This window comes from Roseateles sp. (assembly GCF_052436255.1).
Lineage (GTDB): Bacteria > Pseudomonadota > Gammaproteobacteria > Burkholderiales > Burkholderiaceae_C > Pelomonas.
In genome coordinates this window covers 1-22,650 of the sequence record NZ_JBQVNP010000003.1, presented here as the reverse complement: position 1 = coordinate 22,650, position 22,650 = coordinate 1, and the positions used below count along the sequence as shown (strand labels likewise).

At 68.0% G+C, this 22,650-nt stretch carries 19 protein-coding genes; 10 read left to right on the top strand and 9 right to left on the bottom strand.

Translation table 11 applies throughout. The features are described from left to right. Positions 1-5: 5 nt before the first annotated feature. Positions 6-674 (bottom strand): Crp/Fnr family transcriptional regulator, encoded by a 669-nt coding sequence (locus ACT6S0_RS01245; RefSeq protein ID WP_056196243.1) that lies wholly within the window; start codon positions 672-674, stop codon positions 6-8. A gap of 164 nt (positions 675-838) precedes the next feature. On the opposite strand from ACT6S0_RS01245, the gene trxB reads away from it, so the two are divergent. From trxB to rpmG, 3 genes are all read left to right on the top strand, one after another. After that, complete coding sequence (gene trxB / locus ACT6S0_RS01240; protein ID WP_444762098.1) at positions 839-1,798, top strand: thioredoxin-disulfide reductase; 960 nt, start codon at positions 839-841, stop codon at positions 1,796-1,798. A gap of 190 nt (positions 1,799-1,988) precedes the next feature. Further along, the gene (gene rpmB, locus ACT6S0_RS01235; RefSeq protein WP_056274269.1) at positions 1,989-2,222 is read left to right on the top strand and encodes a 50S ribosomal protein L28; all 234 of its coding nucleotides are present in this window, start codon (positions 1,989-1,991) and stop codon (positions 2,220-2,222) included. Between the two features lie 45 nt (positions 2,223-2,267). Then, the gene (rpmG, locus tag ACT6S0_RS01230) at positions 2,268-2,438 is read left to right on the top strand and encodes a 50S ribosomal protein L33 (RefSeq protein WP_056274272.1); all 171 of its coding nucleotides are present in this window, start codon (positions 2,268-2,270) and stop codon (positions 2,436-2,438) included. 92 nt (positions 2,439-2,530) lie between these two features. Here the strand turns inward: rpmG and ACT6S0_RS01225 are convergent, their stop codons facing one another. From ACT6S0_RS01225 to purN, 4 genes are all read right to left on the bottom strand, one after another. Continuing rightward, positions 2,531-3,016 carry a DUF3016 domain-containing protein gene (locus tag ACT6S0_RS01225; protein WP_444762097.1) on the bottom strand — a complete coding sequence of 162 codons (486 nt, stop codon included), beginning with the start codon at positions 3,014-3,016 and terminating at the stop codon, positions 2,531-2,533. A 99-nt stretch (positions 3,017-3,115) separates the two neighbouring features. Then, a complete protein-coding gene (locus ACT6S0_RS01220; RefSeq protein WP_444762096.1) occupies positions 3,116-4,330 on the bottom strand; it encodes a DesA family fatty acid desaturase in 1,215 nt (404 codons plus the stop codon). Between the two features lie 130 nt (positions 4,331-4,460). Further along, complete coding sequence (locus tag ACT6S0_RS01215; protein ID WP_444762095.1) at positions 4,461-5,723, bottom strand: RsmB/NOP family class I SAM-dependent RNA methyltransferase; 1,263 nt, start codon at positions 5,721-5,723, stop codon at positions 4,461-4,463. Between the two features lie 24 nt (positions 5,724-5,747). Further along, positions 5,748-6,380 carry a phosphoribosylglycinamide formyltransferase gene (gene purN / locus ACT6S0_RS01210; RefSeq protein WP_444762094.1) on the bottom strand — a complete coding sequence of 211 codons (633 nt, stop codon included), beginning with the start codon at positions 6,378-6,380 and terminating at the stop codon, positions 5,748-5,750. A 154-nt stretch (positions 6,381-6,534) separates the two neighbouring features. Between purN and trpS the strand changes: the two genes are divergently transcribed. From trpS to ACT6S0_RS01195, 3 genes are read left to right on the top strand one after another with little or no spacing between them, the layout of a single operon-like run. Then, complete coding sequence (gene trpS / locus ACT6S0_RS01205) at positions 6,535-7,536, top strand: tryptophan--tRNA ligase (RefSeq protein WP_444762093.1); 1,002 nt, start codon at positions 6,535-6,537, stop codon at positions 7,534-7,536. Continuing rightward, positions 7,533-7,943, top strand: a complete 411-nt coding sequence (locus tag ACT6S0_RS01200; protein WP_444762092.1) for a DUF3717 domain-containing protein — start codon at positions 7,533-7,535, stop codon at positions 7,941-7,943. The genes trpS and ACT6S0_RS01200 overlap by 4 nt, the downstream gene beginning before the upstream one ends. After that, positions 7,940-9,283 carry an MATE family efflux transporter gene (locus ACT6S0_RS01195; RefSeq protein ID WP_444762091.1) on the top strand — a complete coding sequence of 448 codons (1,344 nt, stop codon included), beginning with the start codon at positions 7,940-7,942 and terminating at the stop codon, positions 9,281-9,283. Before ACT6S0_RS01200 ends, ACT6S0_RS01195 begins: the two co-directional genes overlap by 4 nt. Here ACT6S0_RS01195 and ACT6S0_RS01190 read toward each other — a convergent pair whose 3' ends face one another. The 4 genes from ACT6S0_RS01190 to ettA all read right to left on the bottom strand — a co-directional run bounded on the left by ACT6S0_RS01190 (position 9,284) and on the right by ettA (position 13,875). Beyond that, entirely contained in the window at positions 9,284-10,654 is a 1,371-nt protein-coding gene (locus tag ACT6S0_RS01190; protein ID WP_444762090.1) for a HAMP domain-containing sensor histidine kinase, read from the bottom strand. Between the two features lie 153 nt (positions 10,655-10,807). Beyond that, positions 10,808-11,524 carry a winged helix-turn-helix domain-containing protein gene (locus ACT6S0_RS01185; protein ID WP_444762089.1) on the bottom strand — a complete coding sequence of 239 codons (717 nt, stop codon included), beginning with the start codon at positions 11,522-11,524 and terminating at the stop codon, positions 10,808-10,810. 91 nt (positions 11,525-11,615) lie between these two features. Next, positions 11,616-12,104, bottom strand: coding sequence for a Spy/CpxP family protein refolding chaperone (locus ACT6S0_RS01180; protein ID WP_444762088.1), 489 nt, complete (start codon positions 12,102-12,104; stop codon positions 11,616-11,618). A gap of 106 nt (positions 12,105-12,210) precedes the next feature. Then, positions 12,211-13,875: an energy-dependent translational throttle protein EttA gene (gene ettA / locus ACT6S0_RS01175; protein ID WP_444762087.1), complete on the bottom strand. Its 1,665-nt coding sequence runs from the start codon at positions 13,873-13,875 to the stop codon at positions 12,211-12,213. Positions 13,876-13,967: 92 nt separating this feature from the next. Here ettA and ACT6S0_RS01170 point away from each other — a divergent pair, with 92 nt between their 5' ends. The 4 genes from ACT6S0_RS01170 to ACT6S0_RS01155 all read left to right on the top strand — a co-directional run. Further along, positions 13,968-15,548, top strand: a complete 1,581-nt coding sequence (locus tag ACT6S0_RS01170; protein WP_444762086.1) for an ABC transporter substrate-binding protein — start codon at positions 13,968-13,970, stop codon at positions 15,546-15,548. Between the two features lie 144 nt (positions 15,549-15,692). Continuing rightward, positions 15,693-17,228, top strand: coding sequence for a DEAD/DEAH box helicase (locus tag ACT6S0_RS01165; RefSeq protein ID WP_444762085.1), 1,536 nt, complete (start codon positions 15,693-15,695; stop codon positions 17,226-17,228). A 77-nt stretch (positions 17,229-17,305) separates the two neighbouring features. Beyond that, positions 17,306-21,541 (top strand): SNF2-related protein, encoded by a 4,236-nt coding sequence (locus ACT6S0_RS01160; protein ID WP_444762084.1) that lies wholly within the window; start codon positions 17,306-17,308, stop codon positions 21,539-21,541. A 4-nt stretch (positions 21,542-21,545) separates the two neighbouring features. Continuing rightward, on the top strand, positions 21,546-22,650 hold a 1,105-nt coding region (locus ACT6S0_RS01155), incomplete at its 3' end, for a DUF2868 domain-containing protein (RefSeq protein ID WP_444762083.1).

Genomic DNA, 22,650 nt, shown 5'->3' with positions numbered 1-22,650 from the left:
CACTGTCAATCGTGGGTCAGCCGTTCCTTGATGACGACCGAACCGTTCTCAAGCGTTTCGATAACGCCGCGCTCTTCCAGGTCCTTCATGACACGGCTGACCATCTCGCGCGACGCGCCGACCACCTTGGCCATGTCCTGGCGCGAGACCTTGCCGCGGATCAGCTTGATCCCCTTCTCGTCCTCCGACATGTCCAGCAACGTGCGGGCCACGCGACCATAGACATCGAGCAGCGCCAGCGATTCGATCTGGCGGTCGGCGTTGCGCAGGCGCGCCACCAGGCCACGCAGGATGCCGTAGGACAGGCTGCTGCTCTCGGGCAGGCAGCGCGCAAACTCCAGCCGGCCCAGCACCAGCATGTCGGTCTGTACCTCGGCGCGCACCGTGGCTGAGTGAGGCTCGTTGTCGATCAGGCTCATCTCACCGACGTAATCGCCCGACTGCAGCACGGCCAGGATGACCTCGCGGCCCCGGTGGTCGGCCGTCAGCACGCGGGCACGGCCGTTCAAAAGGATGAAAAGGGCGTTGGACTTGGTGCCTTGCTCGACGATCAACTCACCCCGCTTGAAGCGGCGTTTGACGACGCTGTCGGCGATGGACTGAGCCTGGTCGGTGGTCAGCATCGAGAACAGCGGAACACGCCGGATCAGGTCCAGATTGGAAATCATCGCCATATGCATTCTCCAGGTTTGGCCCCTAGGCTAACGGCAGAAGAGCCGCTTGCCTAAAATGGCGTGCATTGTGCACACGTGGCAGGCATCGCTGCACCGGGTTAGGCCTGGGTTTTCACCCCTAGGACGCCCTTGCGAGACGCCCATGCCGCCCTCACCTCTCCGCTATGACTCCAACCACCCAACATCACGGCCTGCTCATTCTCGGCTCGGGCCCCGCCGGCTATACGGCCGCCATTTACGCAGCTCGCGCCAATCTCAAGCCCACGTTGATCACCGGCATGGCCCAAGGGGGTCAACTCATGACAACGACCGAGGTCGACAACTGGCCTGCCGATGTGATGGGCGTACAGGGCCCCGAGCTGATGCAGCGCTTCCTGCAGCACGCTGAGCGCTTCCAGACACAGATCGTTTTTGACCACATCAACGCCGTCGACTTTTCCAAGCGCCCCTTCACACTCACGGGGGACAGCGGCACTTACACCTGCGATGCCCTCATCATCGCAACCGGAGCATCGGCGAAGTACCTCGGACTGGGGTCCGAACAGGCCTTCATGGGTCGCGGGGTCAGTGGTTGCGCGACCTGCGACGGCTTCTTCTATCGCGGCCAGGAAGTCTGCGTGGTGGGTGGAGGCAATACCGCCGTTGAAGAAGCGCTCTACCTGTCCAACATCGCCAGCACCGTCCACCTCATCCACCGCCGCGACAAGTTCCGCGCTGAGCCCATCCTGGTGGACAAGCTGATGGAGAAGGCAGCCGCCGGCAAGATCAAGCTGCATCTCTTCCAGCAACTCGACGAAGTGCTGGGTGACGCCTCCGGCGTGACCGGCGTACGCACGCTCAACGTACAGGACGGCAGCAAGGCCGAGATCACGGTGCACGGCTGCTTCATTGCCATCGGCCACCAGCCCAACACCGATATCTTTCAGGGTCAATTGGAGATGAAAGACGGCTACATCCTCACCAAGAGCGGACTGAATGGCTTCGCGACGATGACCAGCGTGCCCGGCGTTTTTGCGGCCGGCGACGTGCAGGACCATGTCTACCGGCAGGCCATCACCAGCGCCGGCACAGGTTGCATGGCGGCCCTGGATGCCCAGCGCTTCCTGGATCAGGAAAACGGCTGATCTGCGGGCAGCAGCCACCATCCAAGACGCGCGTGCTGCGGGTTTGCGGCTATACTCGCGGGCTTGCCTGCCGGATGGACCGCGCCTTTTCCCCGCCGAAATTTTGACGGGGCGGGTTTAGCAGGCATTTGCGGTCAAAGGGCTGTTCGCAAGAACGGCTGGTCAACGAAGTCAAACCGGAGAAGCGTCAATGGCACGCGTCTGTCAAGTTACGGGCAAGAAGCCCATGGTCGGGAACAACGTTTCCCACGCCAACAACAAAACCAAGCGTCGGTTCCTGCCGAACCTGCAATACCGCCGTTTCTTTGTGGAATCGGAAAACCGCTGGATTCGCCTGCGCATCAGCAACGCCGCTCTGCGTTTGATCGACAAGGTCGGCATCGACCAAGTCGTCGCCGATCTGCGCGCCAAGGGTGAGCTGTAAAGCAAGCCTGATCGACGTTCACTGACCTACTGAAGGAATACGACCATGGCATCCAAAGGCGGACGCGAAAAGATCAAGCTGGAGTCCACCGCGGGCACCGGCCACTTCTACACGACGAACAAGAACAAGAAGACCACGCCCGAAAAGCTCGAATTCATGAAGTTCGATCCCAAGGTGCGTAAGCATGTCCTGTACAAGGAAATCAAGCTGAAGTGATCGGTAGGGCGTAAGCCGACCGGACGAGCACTCAGAAGAAAACCCGCCAAGCGGCAACGCTGGCGGGTTTTGTCTTTTGTCGAAGCAGGAACTCAGCGCGCCACAGCCACCTTGGGACTGAACTCTTCCTTGAACCAGCGGTCAATCATGCGCTTTTCGGCGCGGAGCGCGTCACCGCCCGCATAGCCATAGAAGCCGTCCTGATAGTTCATGTCACGCAGCCTGGCCTCGCCCTGTTGGACCACCTTGTCGCCTTCCCGAATCTCGTAATTGAAGACGATGGTGGGCAAGGTGACAGTGCGCATCACGCGCAACCACTGCATGTGGCGACCGAAAGGCTCGACCTCACCGGCCAGGTCCACATCCGTCACATTGATGCGCACATCGCGTCCGGGTAGGCGCTTCTCAGCCTGCTGGACCAAGTGGGCTTCGATGTCCTGCAGCAACTCCAGTCGCTTGAAGCCGTGGTTGTCCTTGATGTCCGAGAACTTCTCGGGTTGCACAAAATTCACCTGCACGTCGGCACTTGCAGTGGCCGCGACGGCCATCAAGCTCAAAGCGATCCAGCGGTATTTCATGGCATGCCTCCTGATTCAGCGACTGCATCGCTCCAAGTCTAGGCCAGACAAAGAAAAAGGGCGCCATCAAGGGCGCCCTTTACATCAGAGAAATGTCGGTCAGACGTGCGCGGCGCGCAGGCGCATCGAGAAAGCTTGCAGTTCGGCAATGCCGCTTTCCTCGGCGCGGCGGCACCAAGCCTGCAGGTCCGCGACCAGCTGATCGGCCGACACATTGGTGCGTGTCCAGAGCTGGCGCAGCTCTTCGCGCATCGTCACCAGTTTGTCGATGACTGGGCTGGCGGCACGAACATGGGCCAGATCGCCGTGCACCTCGGCCGGGATGCGGTCTTCGTCGCGGTGCAACCAGCGCTTGGCCAGCTTGAACTGCGTGAAACGCTCGCTGTGCCTGCCACCGTCGGCCTTGACCTTGGCCAACTCAGCGGCGCACGCTGCCTTGAGGCTGCGCGCATAGCTGGCCATGACCTCGTAGCGATTGGCGATCAGCGCTTCCAAGGTGCGCGCATCGGCGGCCGGCTTGATCTCGCCCAAACTGAGCTTGGGGGCCGTCTTTCGCACCTTCGCCCAGCCAATCATCTCCATCGCACGGATATAGCCCCAGCCGATGTCGAACTCGAACTTCTTGACCGAGAACTTGGCGGAGGTCGGGTAGGTGTGATGGTTGTTGTGCAGTTCCTCACCGCCAATCAGGATGCCCCAGGGCACCACATTGGTCGACGCATCGGGCGCCTCAAAGTTGCGATAGCCCCAGTAGTGGCCGATACCGTTGATGACGCCGGTCGCCCAAACGGGAATCCACGCCATCTGGATGGCCCACACCGTCGCACCGATGGCACCGAACATCAACAGGTCGAGGATGAGCATCAGCGCCACACCCTGCCACGAGAAGCGGGTGTAGAGGTTGCGCTCGATCCAGTCATCCGGCGTGCCCAGACCGTACTTGCGCATGGTCTCTTGATTGCGCGACTCGGCGCGATAAAGCTCGACGCCGGTCAGCAGCAGCGCCTTCAGGCCACGTGTCTGCGGGCTGTGCGGGTCTTCCTCGGTCTCGCACTTGGCGTGATGTTTGCGGTGGATGGCGACGAATTCCTTGGTCACCATGCCGGTCGTCAGCCAAAGCCAGAAACGGAAGAAATGGGACGGGATGGGACCAAGTTCCAGCGCGCGGTGTGACTGGGCACGATGCAGGAAGATCGTTACCGCAGAGATCGTGATGTGCGTCACAACCAGGGTGAAAGCCAACACTTGCCAGCCGCTGGCACCGAGCAGGCCATCGCTAAGCCAGTTGACCAGCCCGTTCAAAATTTCGTTCATGCGTCCAAGACCTCACCCACCGAGGGTATGCAAAGGAGTGCCGATTGTAGAGGCGCGGCCCCAGAAATCAGGGTCGGGGGACACCGCAATCAAGCGTAGGCGTGCGATGCGGCGCGCATCGTGATGGAGATCAAACAGCCCGTTCCCACGCCACGGCGAAAAAGCCGTCCGTGGCGTGACGGTGGGGCCACAAGCGAAGTGCGCCGTTTTCCACAAGTTCGTCGGCGCGCTCGACCTGAGCCTTGATCAGTGCCTCGTCCGCCGCCAGCGGCTTGAATCCGGGATGCGCGGCGGCGAAGTCCGCCGCAATGACCTCATTTTCAGCATCCAGCAGGCTGCAGGTCGCATAGACGAGGCGGCCGCCCGGTTTGACCAGGCGGGCGGCGCTGGCCAGGATGGCTCGCTGCTTGGCCTGCAGTTCAGTCACCGCCTGGGGGGACTGGCGCCATTTCTGGTCCGGGTTCCGGCGCAGCGTGCCCAGGCCGGAGCACGGCGCGTCGACCAGCACTCGGTCGATCTTGCCGGCCAGGCGCTTGATGCGCTCATCGCGCTCATGGGCGATCTGAGCGGGATAAACGTTGGACAAGCCGCTGCGCGACAGGCGGGGCTTGAATGCATTCAAACGGTGTCCGGAGACATCGAAGGCGTACAGCCGGCCGGTATTGCGCATGGCCGCGCCCAGGGCCAGGGTCTTGCCGCCTGCGCCCGCGCAGAAGTCCACCACCATCTCGCCGCGCTTGGGCGCCAGCAGCAGGGCCAGCAACTGGCTGCCCTCGTCCTGCACCTCGACGCCGCCGCTGGTGAACAGCTCCAGCTTGTGCAGCGCCGGTTTGCCGTCGATGCGCAGGCCCAGGGGTGAATAAGGCGTTGGAACCGCCTCGATGCCGGCGGCCTTGAGCTGGGCCTGGGCTTCATCGCGCTTGAGCTTGAGCGCATTGACACGCAGATCCAGCGGCGCCGTCTCGTTCAAGGCGGTAGCCAGCTTCCAGAATTCCTCGTCTCCGAGCCGCGCCAGCAGCGGCTCGGCCAGCCATTCCGGCATGTTGTGGCGCATCTTGGACGCCAGGCTCATCGGGTCGATGGCCTGCACCTGCTCCAACCAATGCTGCTCCGCCGGGCTCAGGGCTGCGCGCAGGAAGGCCGCATTGCCGCGCCAGGCCAGCATGGCCAGGCGGCGGTGCATGGAGCCACTGCCGCTCTGCGCCAGGTTCTGGAACTTGATTCGCTCGCGCAATAGCGCGTAGACGGTCTCGGCAAGGCAGGCGCGCTCGCGCTGGCCGAGGTTCTTGTGTTGTCGGAAGAAGGCGGAGACGGTGGAGTCGGCCGGGGCGTCGAGCTGGTTGACGTCGGCGATCAGCTCGGCGCATAGCTCCAGGAGGGCATTCGGATGCATCGCAGCATTATCCCGACGCGCCGTTCATAGCAGCAGCAGTTGCTGGGCTGCGCCGTCGCGGTGGGTGACGCGCTCGCCGTCCCAGACCAGCGCGCCATCGACAAACCAGCGCACCGACTGCGGATAGATGCGATGTTCGACGGTCAGCACCCGCGCGGACAGCGTCTTGGCGTCGTCACCCGGCGCCACCGGCACCACGCCCTGCATGACGATGGCGCCATGGTCCAGCTCAGCGGTGACGAAGTGGACCGTCGCACCCGCAATCTTGCAACCCATCTCCAGCGCCCGCTCATGCGTGTGCAGCCCGGTGAAAGACGGCAGCAGCGACGGGTGGATATTGAGCATGCGGCGCGCATAGCGGGCCGTGAAACCGGACGTCAGGATGCGCATGAAACCGGCCAGCACGACCAGATCGGGCGCGAAGCCGTCGATGACGCGAGCCAGCTCGGCGTCGAAATCTTCTCGGCTGGCGTAGGCCTTGTGGTCGACGACCGCCGATGCGATGCCGCGCTCAGCGGCGAACTGCAGGCCGCCGGCAGCGGGCCGGTTGCTGATGACGGCGACGACCTCGGCCGGCCAGCCTTCGGCGGCACAGGCCTTGACGATGGCCTCCATGTTGGAGCCGCGCCCCGAAATCAGAATCACCAGCCTTTTCATCGCCGGGCCGCCCCAAGAAGAAAAGCGCGCCCTCGGGGGGCAGTGTCCACATGAAGCGGGGGCACGTGGGGGTCATGTTTCATGGGCGGGCAGTGTAGGGGTGTCGCCCATGCGGACCAGCAGGCCGACGGCCTTGGACGACAATCCGCGCCCCATGTCGAACCCCATCCTCACCCGCCCACGCGTGCTTTCCGGCATGCGCCCGACCGGCGCCCTGCACCTTGGTCACTATCACGGCGCCATCAAGAACTGGCTGCGGCTGCAGGACAGCCACGAGGGCTTCTTCTTCGTCGCCGACTGGCATGCACTGACCACGCAGCGCCCGAGTGGCGAGGCCCTGACGCGCCACGTCTACGAGATGGTCACCGACTGGCTGGCCGCCGGCATAGACCCCGAGCGCTGCACCCTCTTCCTGCAAAGCCGCATGCCCGAACACGCCGAGCTGTTCACGCTGCTGGCCATGTGCACACCGTCTGCCTGGCTGGCGCGCATGCCCAGCTACAAGGACCAGGTCGCCGCCGACCCCGAACTGGCCACCTACGGCTTCCTCGGTTACCCGCTGCTGCAGGCAGCGGACATCCTGCTCTACAAGCCGGCCGGCGTGCCGGTGGGCGAGGACCAGGCCGCGCATGTCGAGGTGACTCGTGAAGTCGCGCGGCGCTTCAATCGGCTCTATGCCGGGACGGCGCCCGTCTTCGTCGAACCCCAGGCGCTGTTGACGGAGACAGCGCGGGTGCCGGGTCTTGACGGGCAGAAGATGAGCAAGAGCCTGGGCAACGCCATCGCCATGCGCGATGAGCCCGAGGTCGTTGCCGCCAAGGTCCGCACCATGCCGACCGACCCGCAGCGCGTGCGCCGCACCGACCCGGGCGAGCCGGCGCGCTGCCCCGTCTGGCCGCTGCACCAGATCTACAGCGACGATGTGACGCGCGCCGCCTGCGAAACCGGCTGCCGCACCGCCGGCATCGGCTGCCTGGACTGCAAGCAGCCGCTGATCGAGGCCATCCAGCGCGAGCAGGCGCCGTGGCGCGAGCGCGCCGCAGCGCTGGACCCGCAGCAGGTGCAGTGGACGCTGGAAGTCGGCACCGAGCGCGCCCGCGCCGTGGCACGCAAAACCCTGCGCGAGGTGCGCGCGGTGATGGGGCTGGCGGCTTGAGTTCCACCGCCATTCACGTCACGGACATTGAGGCGGCCATCAACTGGTGGCGCGAGCGCGCGCCGTCGCCCGACGGCATCAGTGCCGCACCCGAGGTGCAGGCGTTGGCCGAAGCCTATGCCTTGCTGGCGCTGAGCCGCGCCACCGAAGTTGAGGCCGACACCCTCAAGCCCCAGGCGCTGGACGCCTGGATGACCTGGTACGCCACCACGCCCGACTCGCCCTGCATCGCCATCTGCTCCACCGCCCAGGGTGACGCCGTCTGCAAGGGCTGCGGCCGCAGCTTCGACGAGGTGCAGCACTGGCCGGCGCTCGACCCCTTCGAGAAACGCGTCGTCTGGCATCGCATCCTTCAGGAAGGCACAGCCTGGCGCTTCAATCGCTACGCGGAACGCGTCACCCGATGACTCGCATCCGCTTCATTGACAGCGTTCGCCGCCTCGTGCCGCTGGCCTGGCCCGTTCTCGTCGGGCAGATCGCGGTCATGATGTTCAGCACCATTGACACCCTGATGATGGGCCGCGTCGGCCCCGAGGACCTGGCTGCGCTGGCCGTCGGCTCGGCGGCGTATGTGACCATCTTCGTCGGCCTGATGGGCGTCGTGCTGGCCGTCGGTCCTATCGCGGGGCGGCAGTTCGGCGCCGACGACCTGGCCGGCGCGGGGGAAACCTTCGTCCAGGCGCAGTGGTTGGCCGTGCTGCTGTGCGTGCCAGGCTGCCTGATGCTGTGGTTCCCCGATCCCTTCGTCTGGCTCGCCCAGCTCGACGCATCGCAGGCCGCCAAGGTCCAGGCCTACACCCGGCCCGAGGCCTTCGCGCTCCCGGCGGCCTTGCTGTTCACCGCCTTTCGTGGCTTCTCGACGGCCGTGAGCCGGCCCAAGGCCGTCATGGCCATGCAGCTCACGGGCCTGGCGGCCAAGGTGCCGTTGAATGCCGTGCTCGTGTTCGGCTGGGGACCGATCCCCGCGATGGGCGTGGCCGGCTGCGGCTGGGCCACCGCCATCGCGATGATGGGCCAGGCGCTCGTCGCGCTGGTGCTGCTGCGCCGCGACGCCTTCTACCTGCCGTTCCGCATCCAGCACCTGTGGCAGACCCGCCCCGACTGGCAGCAACTGGCGGGCCTGGTACGCCTGGGCCTGCCCATGGGCGGCTCCATCCTCGTCGAGGTGACGGGCTTCACCTTCATGGCCTTCTTCATCGCCCGCTTGGGCGCCACGCCGGTGGCCGGCCACCAGATCGCCGTCAACCTCGTCGCGATGATGTTCATGATTTCACTCGCGCTGGCCATGGCCGCCCTCACGCTGGTGGCCCAGCACCTGGGCGCCGGTCAAAAGCGAGAGGCGCGAATCGTCGGCCGGCATGCAATGGTGCTGGCCGCCCTCGTGGCGGCCACCGTGGGCGCCGTCGTGGCGCTGGCGCGCGAGCCCATCGTGGCGCTGTACACGTCCAATCCCGAGGCCGCCGCTGCGGCGCTGCCGCTGCTGGTTTGGGTGTGGTTCTTCCACCTCGGGGACGCGCTGCAAACGGTGGCGGCCCATGTGCTGCGCGCCTATCACATAGCCACCCTGCCAATGATCATCTACGTCGTGGCGCTGTGGGGCCTCGGCATAGGCGGCGGGTACTTCCTCGCCTTCGGCTCAGGAGGCAATGGCGCGGTGGGCTTCTGGCAGGCCGCAACGGGCGGCCTGCTCGCGGCAGCACTACTGCTCAGTCTGCTGCTGCGCAAGGTGTTCGACGAAAACCGCTGATCAGGCCCTGGCCGCAGGCAGGAAGATGACGAAGCGGCTGCCGCCTCCATCGCGCGCCTGGCAGCGCACGCTGCCGCCGTGTCGCTCGGCAATCTGCTTGACCAGGCTCAACCCGAGCCCGACGCCGCCGGCCATTTCGGCATGGCCGGGCAGGCGATAGAAGGGCTCGAAGATGCGCTCGCGCAGGTTTTCAGGCACACCCGGGCCGCGGTCGGCGACAACGAATTCGTAACCGCCATTCACCGGCTGCAGCGCCAACTGCACATCCGGCCCGCCATAGCGGCGCGCGTTGTCGAGCAGGTTCCTCAAGGCGCGGCGCAGCAGGCGCTCCTCGCCATCGACGCGGGCGGAGTCGGTCTCCGGTTCAAAGGCGGCCTCGGCGCGGGCGGCCTCTTCGGCGCCGAGTGCCAGCAACTCCACCACCTGGGTCTCACCGACGGCGCTGCCCGCTTCCAGACGGCTGGCCAGCAGCACTTCCTCGACCAGGGCGTCCAGCTCGGCGATGTTGACGTCGATCTCGCGCCCCAGGCGTTCGCGCTGGGCCGGTGCGGCGTCGTCCAGCATCGCGAAGGCCATCTTCAACCGCGCCAACGGCGAGCGCAGTTCGTGGCTCGCATTGGCCAGCAGGGCCTGGTGGGAGCGCAACAGCGTCTGGATGCGGTCGGCTGCCTGGTTGAAGCTGGCGGCCAGCGCCGCCACCTCGTCGCGGCCGCTGTCATCCACGCGGTGGGCGAGCTGGCCGGCGCCGAACTGCTCGACGCCCCGCTTGAGCGCCTCCAGGCGGCGCGTCAGCCGGCGCACGACCGGGTAAGCGCCCACGGCCACGCCGACGAAGAGCAGCAGCAGCACGACGGCCAGCGTCGACACGGCCGGCGCACCAGGCGACACCGGGCGGTGCAGCCAGGGGCCGGTCCAGGGGCCTTCATCCACCTTGGGCGGCCCCGCTCCCGGGCCGCCCTGCCCTGAAGCACCACTGGCCACGCCGGGCGGGCGCATGCTGCGCACCATCTCCAGGCTGCGCCCGTCGCCCAATTCAGCGCTGACGATGATGGCTCCAGGGTCGTTGGCGCGGCGCAGGAACATGCGTGTCGCCGCGACCCGCTTGCCGTCGGCATCCTCCAGCGCCAGCGGCATGCGCAGGCGCTGCCCCCATTCGACGAAGGCGGCCGCCTGTTCCTGGCGTGGCGCTGTCACCGGGGGCAACGCCAGCTTGAGCAGCCCGGCCATCGCATTCAACCGCTCGCCCGCCGCGATCTCGACATTGCCGCGCTCCTGTTCGATGTGGCGCTGGAACAGCCATGCCGAGCCGAAGCCGAACGCCAGCAGCAGCGCGACCAGCGTCAGATAGATGCGGACGTAGAGGCTTTTCAAGTCAAGGCCGTGAGTCGAGATGGGCTTGGCGGGCCGAGCGCTGGGCCGCTCCCGAGCCGGCCCGCGCCGGCGATGTGCTTGCAGCTTGATGCTGCAGGCATCGCCGTCCCCTCCGGGGACCGGCCAATGTACTCATTGGACCAGGGGCTCCGTTCAAGCGGGTTCCGAGTCGGCGTCCTGCTTGCGTGCGAAGACATAGCCCGCGCCACGCACGGTGAGCACGCGGCGCGGGTTCTTGGGATCGTCCTCAATGACCGCTCGGATGCGCGAGATGTGCACGTCGATGGAGCGGTCGAAGGCTTCCAGCGGATGGCCCTTGAGCGCATCCATGATCTGGTCGCGGCTCAGCACGCGGCCCGGGCTTTGCGCCAGCACGACGAGCAGGTCGAACTGGTGGCTGGTCAGGTCGCAGATCTTGCCGTCCAGGCGCGCCACGCGCGCGGCCAGGTCGATCTCCAGGCGGCCGAAGCGCAGCACCTCGTCGCCGTCGAGCTTGGGCTCCAGCCGGCGCAGCAAGGCCTTGATACGTGCCTGCAGCTCGCGCGGCTCGAAGGGCTTGGCCAGGTAGTCGTCGGCGCCCAGCTCCAGGCCGAGGATGCGGTCCATGGGCTCGCCACGCGCCGACAGCATCAGCACGGGCTGGTGGCGCCAGCGCGGGTCGCCCCGCAAGGCGCGGCAGAAGTCCAGGCCGTCGCCATCGGGCAGCATCAGGTCCAGCCCGAGCAACGCGACGCGGCCGTGGGCCAGGGCCTGGCGGGCCTGGGCCAGGGTGCCAGCCGTGCTGACGTCGAAGCCGGCGGCACGCAGGTAGTCGCCCACCATGCCGGTCAGGCGGGCATCGTCGTCGATCAACAGCAGTCGGGCACTCATCACCAGGGCATGCGGGAGGGAGGGAAGCCGGCGCGGTTCGGCGCCGACCGGTCGGGGCTGAAGCATCGCAGAACTCCTTGTTGTGGACCCATCAACCGGCGTGGCGGCCCGCGTGGCGAGCCATGCGCTTCTTCATGACTTCAGCGATCTTGCTGCGCTGCTCGGGCGTCAGTACGCGGGCGGCCTCGATGCTGGCCTGGCTCATGCGCTTGGCCGCAGCCTCGCGCTGGGCGCTCATCTGGGCACGCACCGATTCGATGGCCACGGCGTCGATGTTGGGCGCGGTGTAGAGCGAGGCCAGTTGCAGGTGCAGCTTCTTGCCGGCATCGCGCTGGCCGGCAAGGTCCTGGCGCGCGGCCTTGAAGATGGCCTCGATCTGGCTGCGCTGCGCGTCCGTCGCATTGACGAGGTCGAGCATGTGGTCCATGCGCGCGCCGAACATGCCGCCTTCGGCCATCGCGGCATGGCCGCCCTTGTGGTGTCCGCCATGGCCCCCGGCGTGGGCCGCAACGCCACCCAAGGCCAAGGCGACGGCCACGGTGCCGACGCGCAACAGGTTCTGGATCTGGAAGGCTTTCATCAGAGGTCTCCTGGAAGAAGATGGGGTGAAGTCATCTTCCAGGGCCCCTGTATGGGTTGTTTGCGGCGGGGGTAAAGAACTGTGTCCCTGTGTCCGCCGCGAGCCATCACTTGATGGGCTTGAAGCGCATGCGCTTGGGGCGCGCGCCTTCCTCGCCCAGGCGCTTCTTCTTGTCGGCCTCGTACTCGTGGAAGTTGCCGTCGAAGAAGAACCACTGCGAGTTGCCTTCGCAGGCCAGGATGTGGGTGCAGATGCGGTCCAGGAACCAGCGGTCATGGCTGATGACCATGGCCGAGCCGGCGAACTCCAGCAGCGCTTCTTCCAGCGCCCGCAGGGTTTCCACGTCCAGGTCGTTGGACGGTTCGTCCAGCATCAGCACATTGCCGCCCTGAGCCAGGGTCTTGGCCAGGTGCAGGCGGCCGCGCTCACCGCCGGACAGCGCGCCGACCAGCTTCTGCTGGTCGTTGCCCTTGAAGTTGAAGCGGCCGAGATAGGCGCGGCTGGGCATGACGAACTTGCCGACGATGATGTTGTCCAGGCCGCCCGAGACGTCCTGCCAGACGGTCTTGTCGGCCTCCATGGCCTCGCGGCTCTGGTCGACGAAGGCCATCTTGGCCGTCTTGCCGATCTTGACCGTGCCGGAGTCCGGCTGCTCCACGCCCTGCAGCATGCGGAACAGCGTCGACTTGCCGGCGCCGTTGGGGCCGATGATGCCGACGATGGCGCCGGCCGGCACGCGGAAGCTGAGGTTGTCGATCAGCACCCGGTCCCCGAAGCTCTTGCTGACGTTCTCGAACTCGATGACCTCATTGCCCAGGCGCTCGGCCACGGGGATGAAGATTTCGTTCGTCACATTGCGCTGCTGGTATTCGACGTCCGACAGTTCCTCGAAGCGGGCCAGTCGCGCCTTGCTCTTGGCCTGGCGACCCTTGGCGTTGGAGCGAACCCACTTGAGCTCCTCCTTCATCGCCTTCATGCGGGCGTCTTCCGACTTCTGCTCGCCCTCCAGGCGCTTTTCCTTCTGGTCCAGCCAGTCGGAGTAGTTGCCCTTCCAGGGGATGCCGTGGCCGCGGTCGAGTTCGAGGATCCACTCGGCCGCGTTGTCGAGGAAATAGCGATCGTGGGTGATGGCCACCACGGTGCCGGGGAAGCGCTGCAGGAACTGCTCCAGCCACTCGACGCTCTCGGCGTCCAGGTGGTTGGTGGGCTCGTCCAGCAGCAGCATGTCGGGCTTGGACAGCAGCAGGCGGCACAGGGCCACACGGCGCTTCTCGCCGCCGGACAGCACGCCGATGACGGCGTCCCAGGGCGGCAGGTTCAGCGCGTCGGCGGCCAGTTCCAGTTGCAGGTCGGTGTTCTCCGAACCGGCGGCGGCAATGATGGATTCCAGCTCGCCCTGCTCGGCGGCCAGCGCATCGAAGTCGGCGTTCTCGTCAGCGTAGGCCGCATAGACCTCGTCCAGCCGCTTCTTGGCGGCCAGCACGCCGCCGATGCCCTCTTCCACCGCCTCACGCACGGTCTGGTCAGGGTTCAGGCGCGGCTCCTGCTCCAGGTAGCCGATCTTGATGCCGGGCATCGGTGTCGCTTCGCCCTCGTACTCCTTGTCCACGCCGGCCATGATCTTCAGGATGGTCGACTTGCCCGAGCCGTTCACGCCCAGCACGCCGATCTTGGCGCCCGGGAAGAAGGACAGCGAGATGTCCTTGAGGATGTGGCGCTTGGGGGGAACCGTCTTGTTGACGCGGTTCATGGAAAAGACGTACTGGGCCATGGGCAAATCCTGTGAGGCTGAAATGGCGGCAGGCCCCGGGAGAGGCCTGCAATGCCTGATATTGTCGCCGAGCCAGGTTTCAAGGAAGTCAGATGCCCCGTCTCGTTGCTGCCCTGCTGTTTTTCGCCGCCAGCCTCGCCCAGGCCCAGGCCCTGCGCTGGGCCGCCCAGGGCGACCTACAGACGCTGGACCCGCACTCGCAGAACGAGCTGCTGACCACGGCGCTGAACAACCAGGTCTACGAGTTCCTGCTGCGGCGCGCCAGGGACCAGAGCCTGGTGCCGTCGCTGGCCACCGAGTGGACGCAGGTGAACCCGCTGCTGTGGCGCCTCAAGCTGCGCGCCGGCGTCAAGTTCCACGACGGCAGCCCCTTCAGTGCGGAGGACGTGATTTTCTCGATGCAGCGCCTGCGTGACCCGAACTCGCCCTTCCGCGTCTACGCCAACGCCGTCGGGATCCCCAGGGCCGTGGACCCGCTGACGGTCGAGTTCGTCTTGTCCAAGCCCAACCCCATTTTCGGCGAGCACCTGATGAACCTGCTGATCATGAGCAAGCGATGGTGCGAGCAGCACGGCGTCACGCGGCCGCTGAACTTCAAGGAGAAGGAGACCAGCCACGCCAACCTGAACGCCAATGGGACCGGGCCCTACATGCTCGTCAGCCGGCAGCCCGGCGTGAAGACCACCTATAAGCGCAACCCAGACTGGTGGGGCCGCAGCGCGCCCGATCAGGGCAATGTCCAGGAGTTCAGCTTCACGCCCATCTCCAACGACGCCACCCGAACGGCCGCGCTCATCACGGGCGAGCTCGACCTGGTGCTGGACCCGCCCTCGCGCGACATCGAGCGGCTGAGCCGCACGGCCGGGCTCAAGGTCGTCGACGGCCCGGAGAACCGCCTCATCTTCCTCGGCCTGGACCAGACGCGCGACACCCTGCTGCATGGCAAGGCGCCCGGCGGCAGGAACCCGTTCAAGGACGTGCGCGTGCGCCGGGCGCTCTACCAGGCCATCGACATCGAGACCATCAAGACCAAGCTGATGGCCGGTTACTCGTCACCGACCGGCGCGCTGACGCCCTCGCCACTGGGCAGCTACAACGACCCCGCCCTGGAGACGCGGTTGCCCTATGACCTCGCCGCTGCACGCAAGCTGATGGCCGAGGCCGGCTATGCCAACGGCTTCGAGGTGACGATGGACTGCCCCAACAACCGCTACATCAACGACGAGAAGCTCTGCGTGGCGGTGGCCAGCATGTGGGCGCAGTTGAAGGTCAAGGTGCGCGTCAACGCCATGCCGCGCACCCTTTTCTTCCCCAAGGTCGAGAAGCAGGACACCAGCCTGTACCTCGCCGGCTGGGGCGGCGGCACCGTGGACGCCGAGGTCATGCTGACGCCCGTGCTGCGCAACCGCGGCGAACAGGGTGTCGGCGTGGGCAACTACAGCGGCATCATCAATGACAAGGCCGACGCGCTGGCCGCCGCGTCCAGCATCGAGGCGGACGAAGCCAAGCGCCAGGCCCTCGTCAAGGCCGCGCTGCAGGCCTATCGCGAGCAGGTCAACCTGATCCCGCTGCACCGCCAGGTCATCCCCTGGGCGATGAAGGCCAACGTGAGCGTGCCGCATTCGCCGGCCAATTGGCTCAGCGTCGACTGGGTGAAGGTCGCGCCAAAGTAGAATGCGGTCATTCGCCGCGCTTCTCAGTCTTGCGCGGCGTTCTCTTTTCAGCCCCTGCACGCCGCCCGCCCTGCCCGAAGACTGGCGCCGCTCCCCGCGGCGCGGCATGGCGTCGCGACCAGGCGTGCTCACTCCCCTACCCGAATGAGTTTCGATTCCCTCGGCCTGGCAGCGCCGCTGCTCAAGGCCATTGCTGACGCTGGCTACACCACCCCCACCCCCATCCAGGCCCAGGCCATTCCCGCCGTCTTGAACGGTGGCGACCTGCTGGCCGGCGCCCAGACGGGCACCGGCAAGACGGCCGGCTTCACGCTGCCCCTGCTGCACCGCCTGTCCACGGGCGAGAAGCTGCTCAACAAGCGCGGCAAGATCGCCATCCGCGCCCTCGTGCTGACGCCCACCCGCGAACTCGCCGCCCAGGTTGAGGAAAGCGTGCAGACCTACGGCAAATACCTGCCGCTCAAGAGCATGGTCATGTTCGGCGGCGTCGGCATGCAGCCGCAGATCAACAAGCTGCGCGACGGCGTCGACATCCTTGTCGCCACGCCCGGTCGCCTGCTCGACCACGCGCAGCAGGGCACGCTGGACCTGTCGCAAGTGCAGATCCTGGTGCTCGACGAAGCCGACCGCATGCTGGACATGGGCTTCGTGCACGACATCAAGAAGGTGCTGGCGCTGCTGCCGGCCAAGACGCAGTCGCTGCTGTTCAGCGCGACCTTCAGCGACGAGATCAAGAACCTCGCCGACCGCCTGCTCAACGCCCCGGCGCTGATCGAGGTGGCCCGCCGCAACCAGACCAACGACGCCATTGCGCAGAAGGTCCATCCGGTCGGCCGCGAGCGCAAGAAGGAACTGCTGGCCCATCTGATCAAGGGCGGCCAGGACGGCGAGCCCTGGCACCAGGTGCTGATCTTCACGCGCATGAAGCACGGCGCCAACCGCCTGACCGACTACCTGAACGACCAGGGCATCAGCGCCATGGCCATCCACGGCAACAAGAGCCAGGGTGCGCGCACCAAGGCGCTGGCCGACTTCAAGGCCGGTGACCTGACCTGCCTGGTGGCCACCGACATCGCCGCCCGCGGCATCGACATCGACCAACTGCCCCACGTCGTCAACTTCGAGCTGCCCAATGTGGCCGAAGACTACGTGCACCGCATCGGCCGCACCGGCCGCGCGGGCGCCCAGGGCGAGGCCGTCAGCCTGGTCTGCGTCGACGAGAACGGTTTCCTGAAGGAGATCGAGCGCCTCATCAAGCGCGAGATTCCGCGTGAGATCGTGCCCGGCTTCGCGCCCGATCCCAACGAGCGGGCCGAGCCCATCGTGCTGGGCCGCACCGTGCTCAACCCCAACGGCAGCCGGGGCCGCAACCCCAACCCGCCGGCCGGTGCCAATGGCCGTGGCGGCGGCGGAGGCCGTGGTGGCCGCCCCGGTGGCGGTGGTGGTGGTGGTGGCCGTGGCGGCGAGAGCCGTGGCGGTTCGCGCGACGGTGGCCGCGACGGCCAGGGCCGCTCGGCGGGCAAGCCCGCCGGCCACACCGGCGTGGGCGGTGCCAAGACCGCGCCCAAGCCGCACGCCGAGCATGCGCCTCGTGCTGCCGGCGCTCAGCCCGCTCGTGGCAACAACGGCGGTGCGCCGCGTCACAACAATGGCCCGCGTCTGACGCAACCCAAGCGTTAAACAACGCGCCCCGCATCGCGGCCCGCCCTCTTCGGAGGCGGGCCGTTTTCGCTTTTGCGCTGATCTAATCCCGCCCCATGGCACGCCCCCCACTCGACCACACGCTCAAGTTCCAGCTGCCCGACGGCAGCGTCGTCACCGCCGAAGAGATGCTGCGCAGAGGCCGCGCGGCCGCAGCCGCCCAGCGGACACAGCAACTCGCCGCCCCTGGCGCCCTGCCCGAGGCCGACCCGCAGACCCTGCTCGATGCCCTGCTGCTGCTGGGCGGCAACGCCAGCATCAATGCCGTCCTGCAATGGCTGGCCATGACCGGCCGCGAGCGCGCCAATGGCGAGGCCTTCGACCACTACGCCGTGCGCGACGGCCTGCAGGCGCTGGTCGCCCAGGGCCGGGCCCAGGGGCAGTACGGCAAGGGCACGCGCGTCGTGCTGGGCGATCACGTTGATCGCCTGCAGACCCTGCTCGCCGCCCCCGGCCACGAGCGCTACTGGCGCCAGCGGCTGTGGCTGCTGGGCGCGGGCCGGGGCCGCTGGCAGGACCCCATCGGCTGGGTCAACTTTCGCAGCCCCGAGGACATGCGCACGGTGCTGCGGCTGATGATCTATTCGGGCATGCCGACGGGCGAGTTCCGTGAGGTGATCGACACGCGCCTGCAGGAGCTGTCCAGCCCGATGCTGGCCGTGCAGGCCTTGATCGACCCCTGGTGCCCTCGCCTGCTGGGCCAGATCGACGCCGAGCTGCGTGACGGCCTGCTCGGCCAGTTGCTGGACGTCCTTCCGGCCGGTCACGCGATACGCGCCGAGCTGCGCGCCTGGCTGCAGGCCAGCGACAAGCCGCTCAGCATCCCGATGCGCGCCCGCCTGGCCGAGGCCGACATGCTGGCCCTGGAGCTGGACCGCGCCGACCATCATCTGCGTGGCCTTGAAGGCCCCGGCGTGACGCTGCTGGCTGCCACACGCGCCCTCGTCGCCGGCCGCTGGGCCGAGGCCAGCGCAAGCTTCGAGGCCGCCATCAAGACCATCCACGCCGCCAGCCGCAGCCGCCGCAATGCGCTGTCGCTGGACACCGCCCGCTTCTACCTGCTCAGCCTGCTGGCCCAGGACGATCCCAAGGCCTGGGCGCAGGCGCGCAAGTACGCGATTGCCGAATCCGGCAGCCGCAACCCAACCGCCTATGAGGCCTGGGGCCTGTGGGCACATGGCATCGGCGTGAAGCTGGGCGAGGACAGCTGGCTCGAAGCCGCCTTCCATCCCCGCGCGCCGGGCGACGCCGCGCCGGTGGACCGCCTGCTGCTCGCCGCCTGGCTGGGCAAGCCCGCGCCGGGCTGGACGCCCCAGCTTGCGCAGGACCTGCTCGCCGGCCTCGGCGCGGATCAAGCGCTGTTGGCCGACTGTCTGAGCGCAGCCCTGCAGCGCCTGGAGCTGGGCGGCAGCGGGCCGACTCGCATCGCCAACTTCCTCGGCCAGCCGCGCCAGGCCTGGCAGGACGCCCTCGCGGCAATAGCCGCCCTCAGCGACGACGGCAAGCCCGCCGGTGCAGCGACCAAGCCCGAGCTGGCCTGGCAGCTCAAGCTCGACAGCGCCGGCCGCGTCCACACGCTGGAACCGCTGGAGATCAGCACCAGCGCGCGCGGCGTCACCAAGTTCAAGGCCGTGACGCTGGCCAAGCTGAAGAAGCAGGGCGCCCAGCGCAGCCGCGACAACCTGGTGCTGCGCCACATCGAGCGCGACGCCTGGGCCGGCGTGCACGACCTGCGCCTGGACGTGAGCCAGGCCATCGTCGCGCTGATCGGCCACCCGCACCTGATGTTTGCCGACGCGCCGGGCCAGTGGGTGGAGCTGAGCGAAGGCCTGCCGGAGCTGGAGATCAGGCGGGTCGGCACCGATGCTGCCGCCGCCTTCGAGTTCCACCTGCACCCGCCGCTGGTCTCGGCCGAGCCGCCTCACGCCGGCCTGCTGCACGGCGCCCAGGCCGACGCCGAGCGCGAGCGCCGCAACTCCCAGCGCGTGCTGCGCGAAGGCGCGGGCCGCGCGCGGCTGATCCGCATCACGCCCACCCAGCGCCGCGTGGCCGAGCTGGTGGCCCAGGGCTGGAAGGTGCCGGCGAATGCCAGCGCCGAGCTGGGCGCGGCGCTGCAGGTGCTGACCGGTCATTTCCAGCTGCATTCCGACGCCGACGCCGGCCAGCGCGTGGCCGGCGACAGCCGGCTGCATGCCCGACTCACGCCTCAGGGCGAGGGCCTGAGCCTGCTGCTGGTGGCCCAGCCCTTTGGCGACTTCGGTCCCGCCGTCACGCCTGGCCTGGGCCGGGCGCGGCTGATGTGCCTGCACGAGGGCCTGAGCCTGGCCACCGAGCGCAACCTCGAAGCCGAGGCCGGCCACCGCGCCTCCGTCCTCGACGCCCTGCCCTTTCTCGACCCCGAGCAGCCGCCCGACCAGCCCTGGCTGCTGGCCGATGCCGAGGAGGCGCTGGCCGCCGTCGAGCGCCTGCCCGGCCTGCCCGGCATCGCCGCGCTGGCCTGGCCCAAGGGCAAGCCGGTGCGCGTGCTGCCGGTGGACGGCAGCGCGGTGCAGATCGAGGTCAGCAGCGGGCGCGACTGGCTGGGCGTGACGGGCGAGGCGCAGGTCGAGGAAGGCCGCGTCGTCGGCCTGCAGGAACTGCTGGCCCTGAACCGCGCCAGCAAGAGCCGCTTCGTGCGCCTCGCCGAGGGCCACTACCTGGCGCTGTCCGAACAGTTGCGCCAGCAGCTGCGCGACCTGGACTCACTGGCCCAGACCAAGAAGGGCGAGCTGCAACTGCCCCATGCCGGCGCCGCCTGGCTCGACCAGGGCCTGGCGGGCGTGCAGTTGGCGGGCGACAAGGCCTGGCGGGCGCGCGTGGACCAGCTCGCGGCCGCCGCCGCGCTGCAGCCGCAGGCGCCCAGGTCGCTGCGCGCCGAGTTGCGCAGCTACCAGGCCGAAGGCTTTGCCTGGATGAGCCGCCTGGCCGCCGCCGGCTTTGGCGCCTGCCTGGCCGACGACATGGGCCTGGGCAAGACGGTGCAGACGCTGGCCCTGCTGATCGAGCGCAGCACGCGGGGCCCGGCACTCGTGCTGGCGCCGACGTCGGTCTGCGGCAACTGGGCGGCCGAGTGCGCCGCGTTTTCGCCGGGCCTGAACGTGCAGGTCTATGCCGAGGCGGCCGATCGCAACGCGCTGCTGCAAGCCGCCGGCCCGGGCGATGTTGTCGTCGCCAGCTATGCGCTGGCGCAGATCGACGCCGACGCCTTTGCCGCGCGCCGCTGGGCCACGCTGGTGCTGGACGAAGCCCAGGCGCTGAAGAACGCGGCCACCAAGCGGGCCAAGTCGGTGGCCGAGTTCGATGCCGACTTCCGCCTCGCCCTGTCCGGCACGCCGGTCGAGAACCGGCTGGCGGACCTGTGGTCCATCATGAACCTCATCAACCCCGGCCTGCTCGGCACGCCGCAGCAGTTCAACGAGCGCTTTGCCGGCCCCATCGAGCGCCAGCAGGACGCGCCGGCCCGCGCGCGGCTGCGGCGTATCGTGGCGCCCTTCCTGCTGCGCCGCACCAAGGCCCAGGTGCTGCAAGACCTGCCCCCACGCACCGAGATCGTCCACCGCGTCGAGCCGACCGAGCAGGAACGCCACTTCCTGGAAGCGCTGCGCCGCGACGCCCGCGCCAGCGTGGCCGCAGCAGCGGCAGACCCCGGGCGCGGTGCGCCGATGCAGGTGCTGGCCGAGCTGATGCGGCTGCGCCGTGCGGCCTGCGACCCGCGCCTGGTCTCGCCCGAGCTGGGCCTGGTGGGCAGCAAGATGGCAGAGTTCGAGCACATCGTGCGCGAGCTGGTGGACGGCGGTCACAAGGCGCTGGTGTTCAGCCAGTTCACCGACTATCTGGACCTGCTGGGTGAGCGCCTCACGCAGATGGCCCTGCCCTTCCAGCGCCTGGACGGCAGCACGCCGCAGGCCGAGCGCACCAAGCGCGTGGCTGCCTTTCAACGGGGCGAGGGCGAGGTCTTCCTGATCAGCCTGAAGGCCGGCGGCTTCGGCCTGAACCTGACGATGGCCGACTACGTGCTCATCGTCGACCCCTGGTGGAACCCCGCCGCCGAAGACCAAGCCGCCGGCCGCGCCCACCGCATGGGCCAGGCAAGACCTGTCACCGTCTACCGGCTGGTGACGGCCGGTTCCGTGGAGGAGCGCATCATCGAGCTGCACCGCGACAAGCGCGGCCTGGCCGAGGGCATGCTGGAGGGCGATGGGCAGGCAACGCCGTTGGACGCACAGGCGCTGGCCGCCCTGCTGGAGGACTGACGCCTTGAACCGTGATCTCGTGGCCCCCGAGGCAGCCGCGCGACGCGTGGCCCTGTTGGACTGGGCCGAGAGCAACCCGGTGGGCGCGCTGTGGTCGACCGACGACGCCCGCTGGGCCACGCAGCAGGCGCGCGCCGAGGGCCCGGCGGTCGACTTCCGGCTGGCACGGGCGCGCCACGCGGCACAGCGCCTGGGCGAGCGCGATGACCGACTGACGGACCTGTTGGCGCGGCCGCTGTGGTCGGCCAACTGGGCACTCGCCGCCGCAACGCTTGGCGTCGTGCTGGGGCTGGGCATGGACAGGCTCGGTGGCCAGCAACTGAACCTGCTGGCGCTGCCGCTGTGGGGCGTGCTCGTGCTGCAGTTGCTGGGCTATGGCCTGCTGCTGGCGCTGGCGTTCACGGCGCACCGCCGGCAGGCCACCGACGGTCTCGCCTTGCGCCTGTGGAAGCGCCTGCTGGCACGAGGCGCCCGCGGGCGTAGCGGTCAGGCGCTGGCGCACTGGTGGCGGCTCAGCGCACCCCTGCAGTCGGCGCGCTGCGCGCTGCTCTGGCACCTCGGCCTGCTGGGGCTCAACCTCGGGCTGATCGGCGGCCTCTATCTGCGCGCACTCGGGCTGGAGATCCTGATCGGCTGGGAAAGCACCTACCTCGACACGGCCCAGGTGCAGCGCCTGGCGGACGTGCTGCTGGCACCCGCAAGCTGGCTGACCGGCCTCGCGGTGCCCGACGTCGCGCCGCTGCGCCACGGCGCACTGCAGGGGCCTCAGGCCTTGGCGGCGGACTGGCTGCATCTGCTGGCGGCGACCGTGGCACTGGTGGCCCTGCCGCGCCTGCTGCTGGCGCTGTGGCCCGGCCTGCGCAGTTGGCGACTGGCGCACGCCCTGCCAATGAAGGTCGGCAGCGGTCCCGCCGACCTGCGGTTGCTGTTGATCGACCCGCAGCGCAGCCTGGCGGGCAGCCTGCTGGGCGAGGCCGGCGAGCGGCTGAGCAGCCCGGAGGGCGACCGCCTGGTGTTGACGCTGGCCGAGACTGCGCCGACGACCTTGCCCGTCCCATGGAGCGCCCGCGCGCTGGCCTTGCTGGGTGCAGCCCCGGCACCGGTCACCG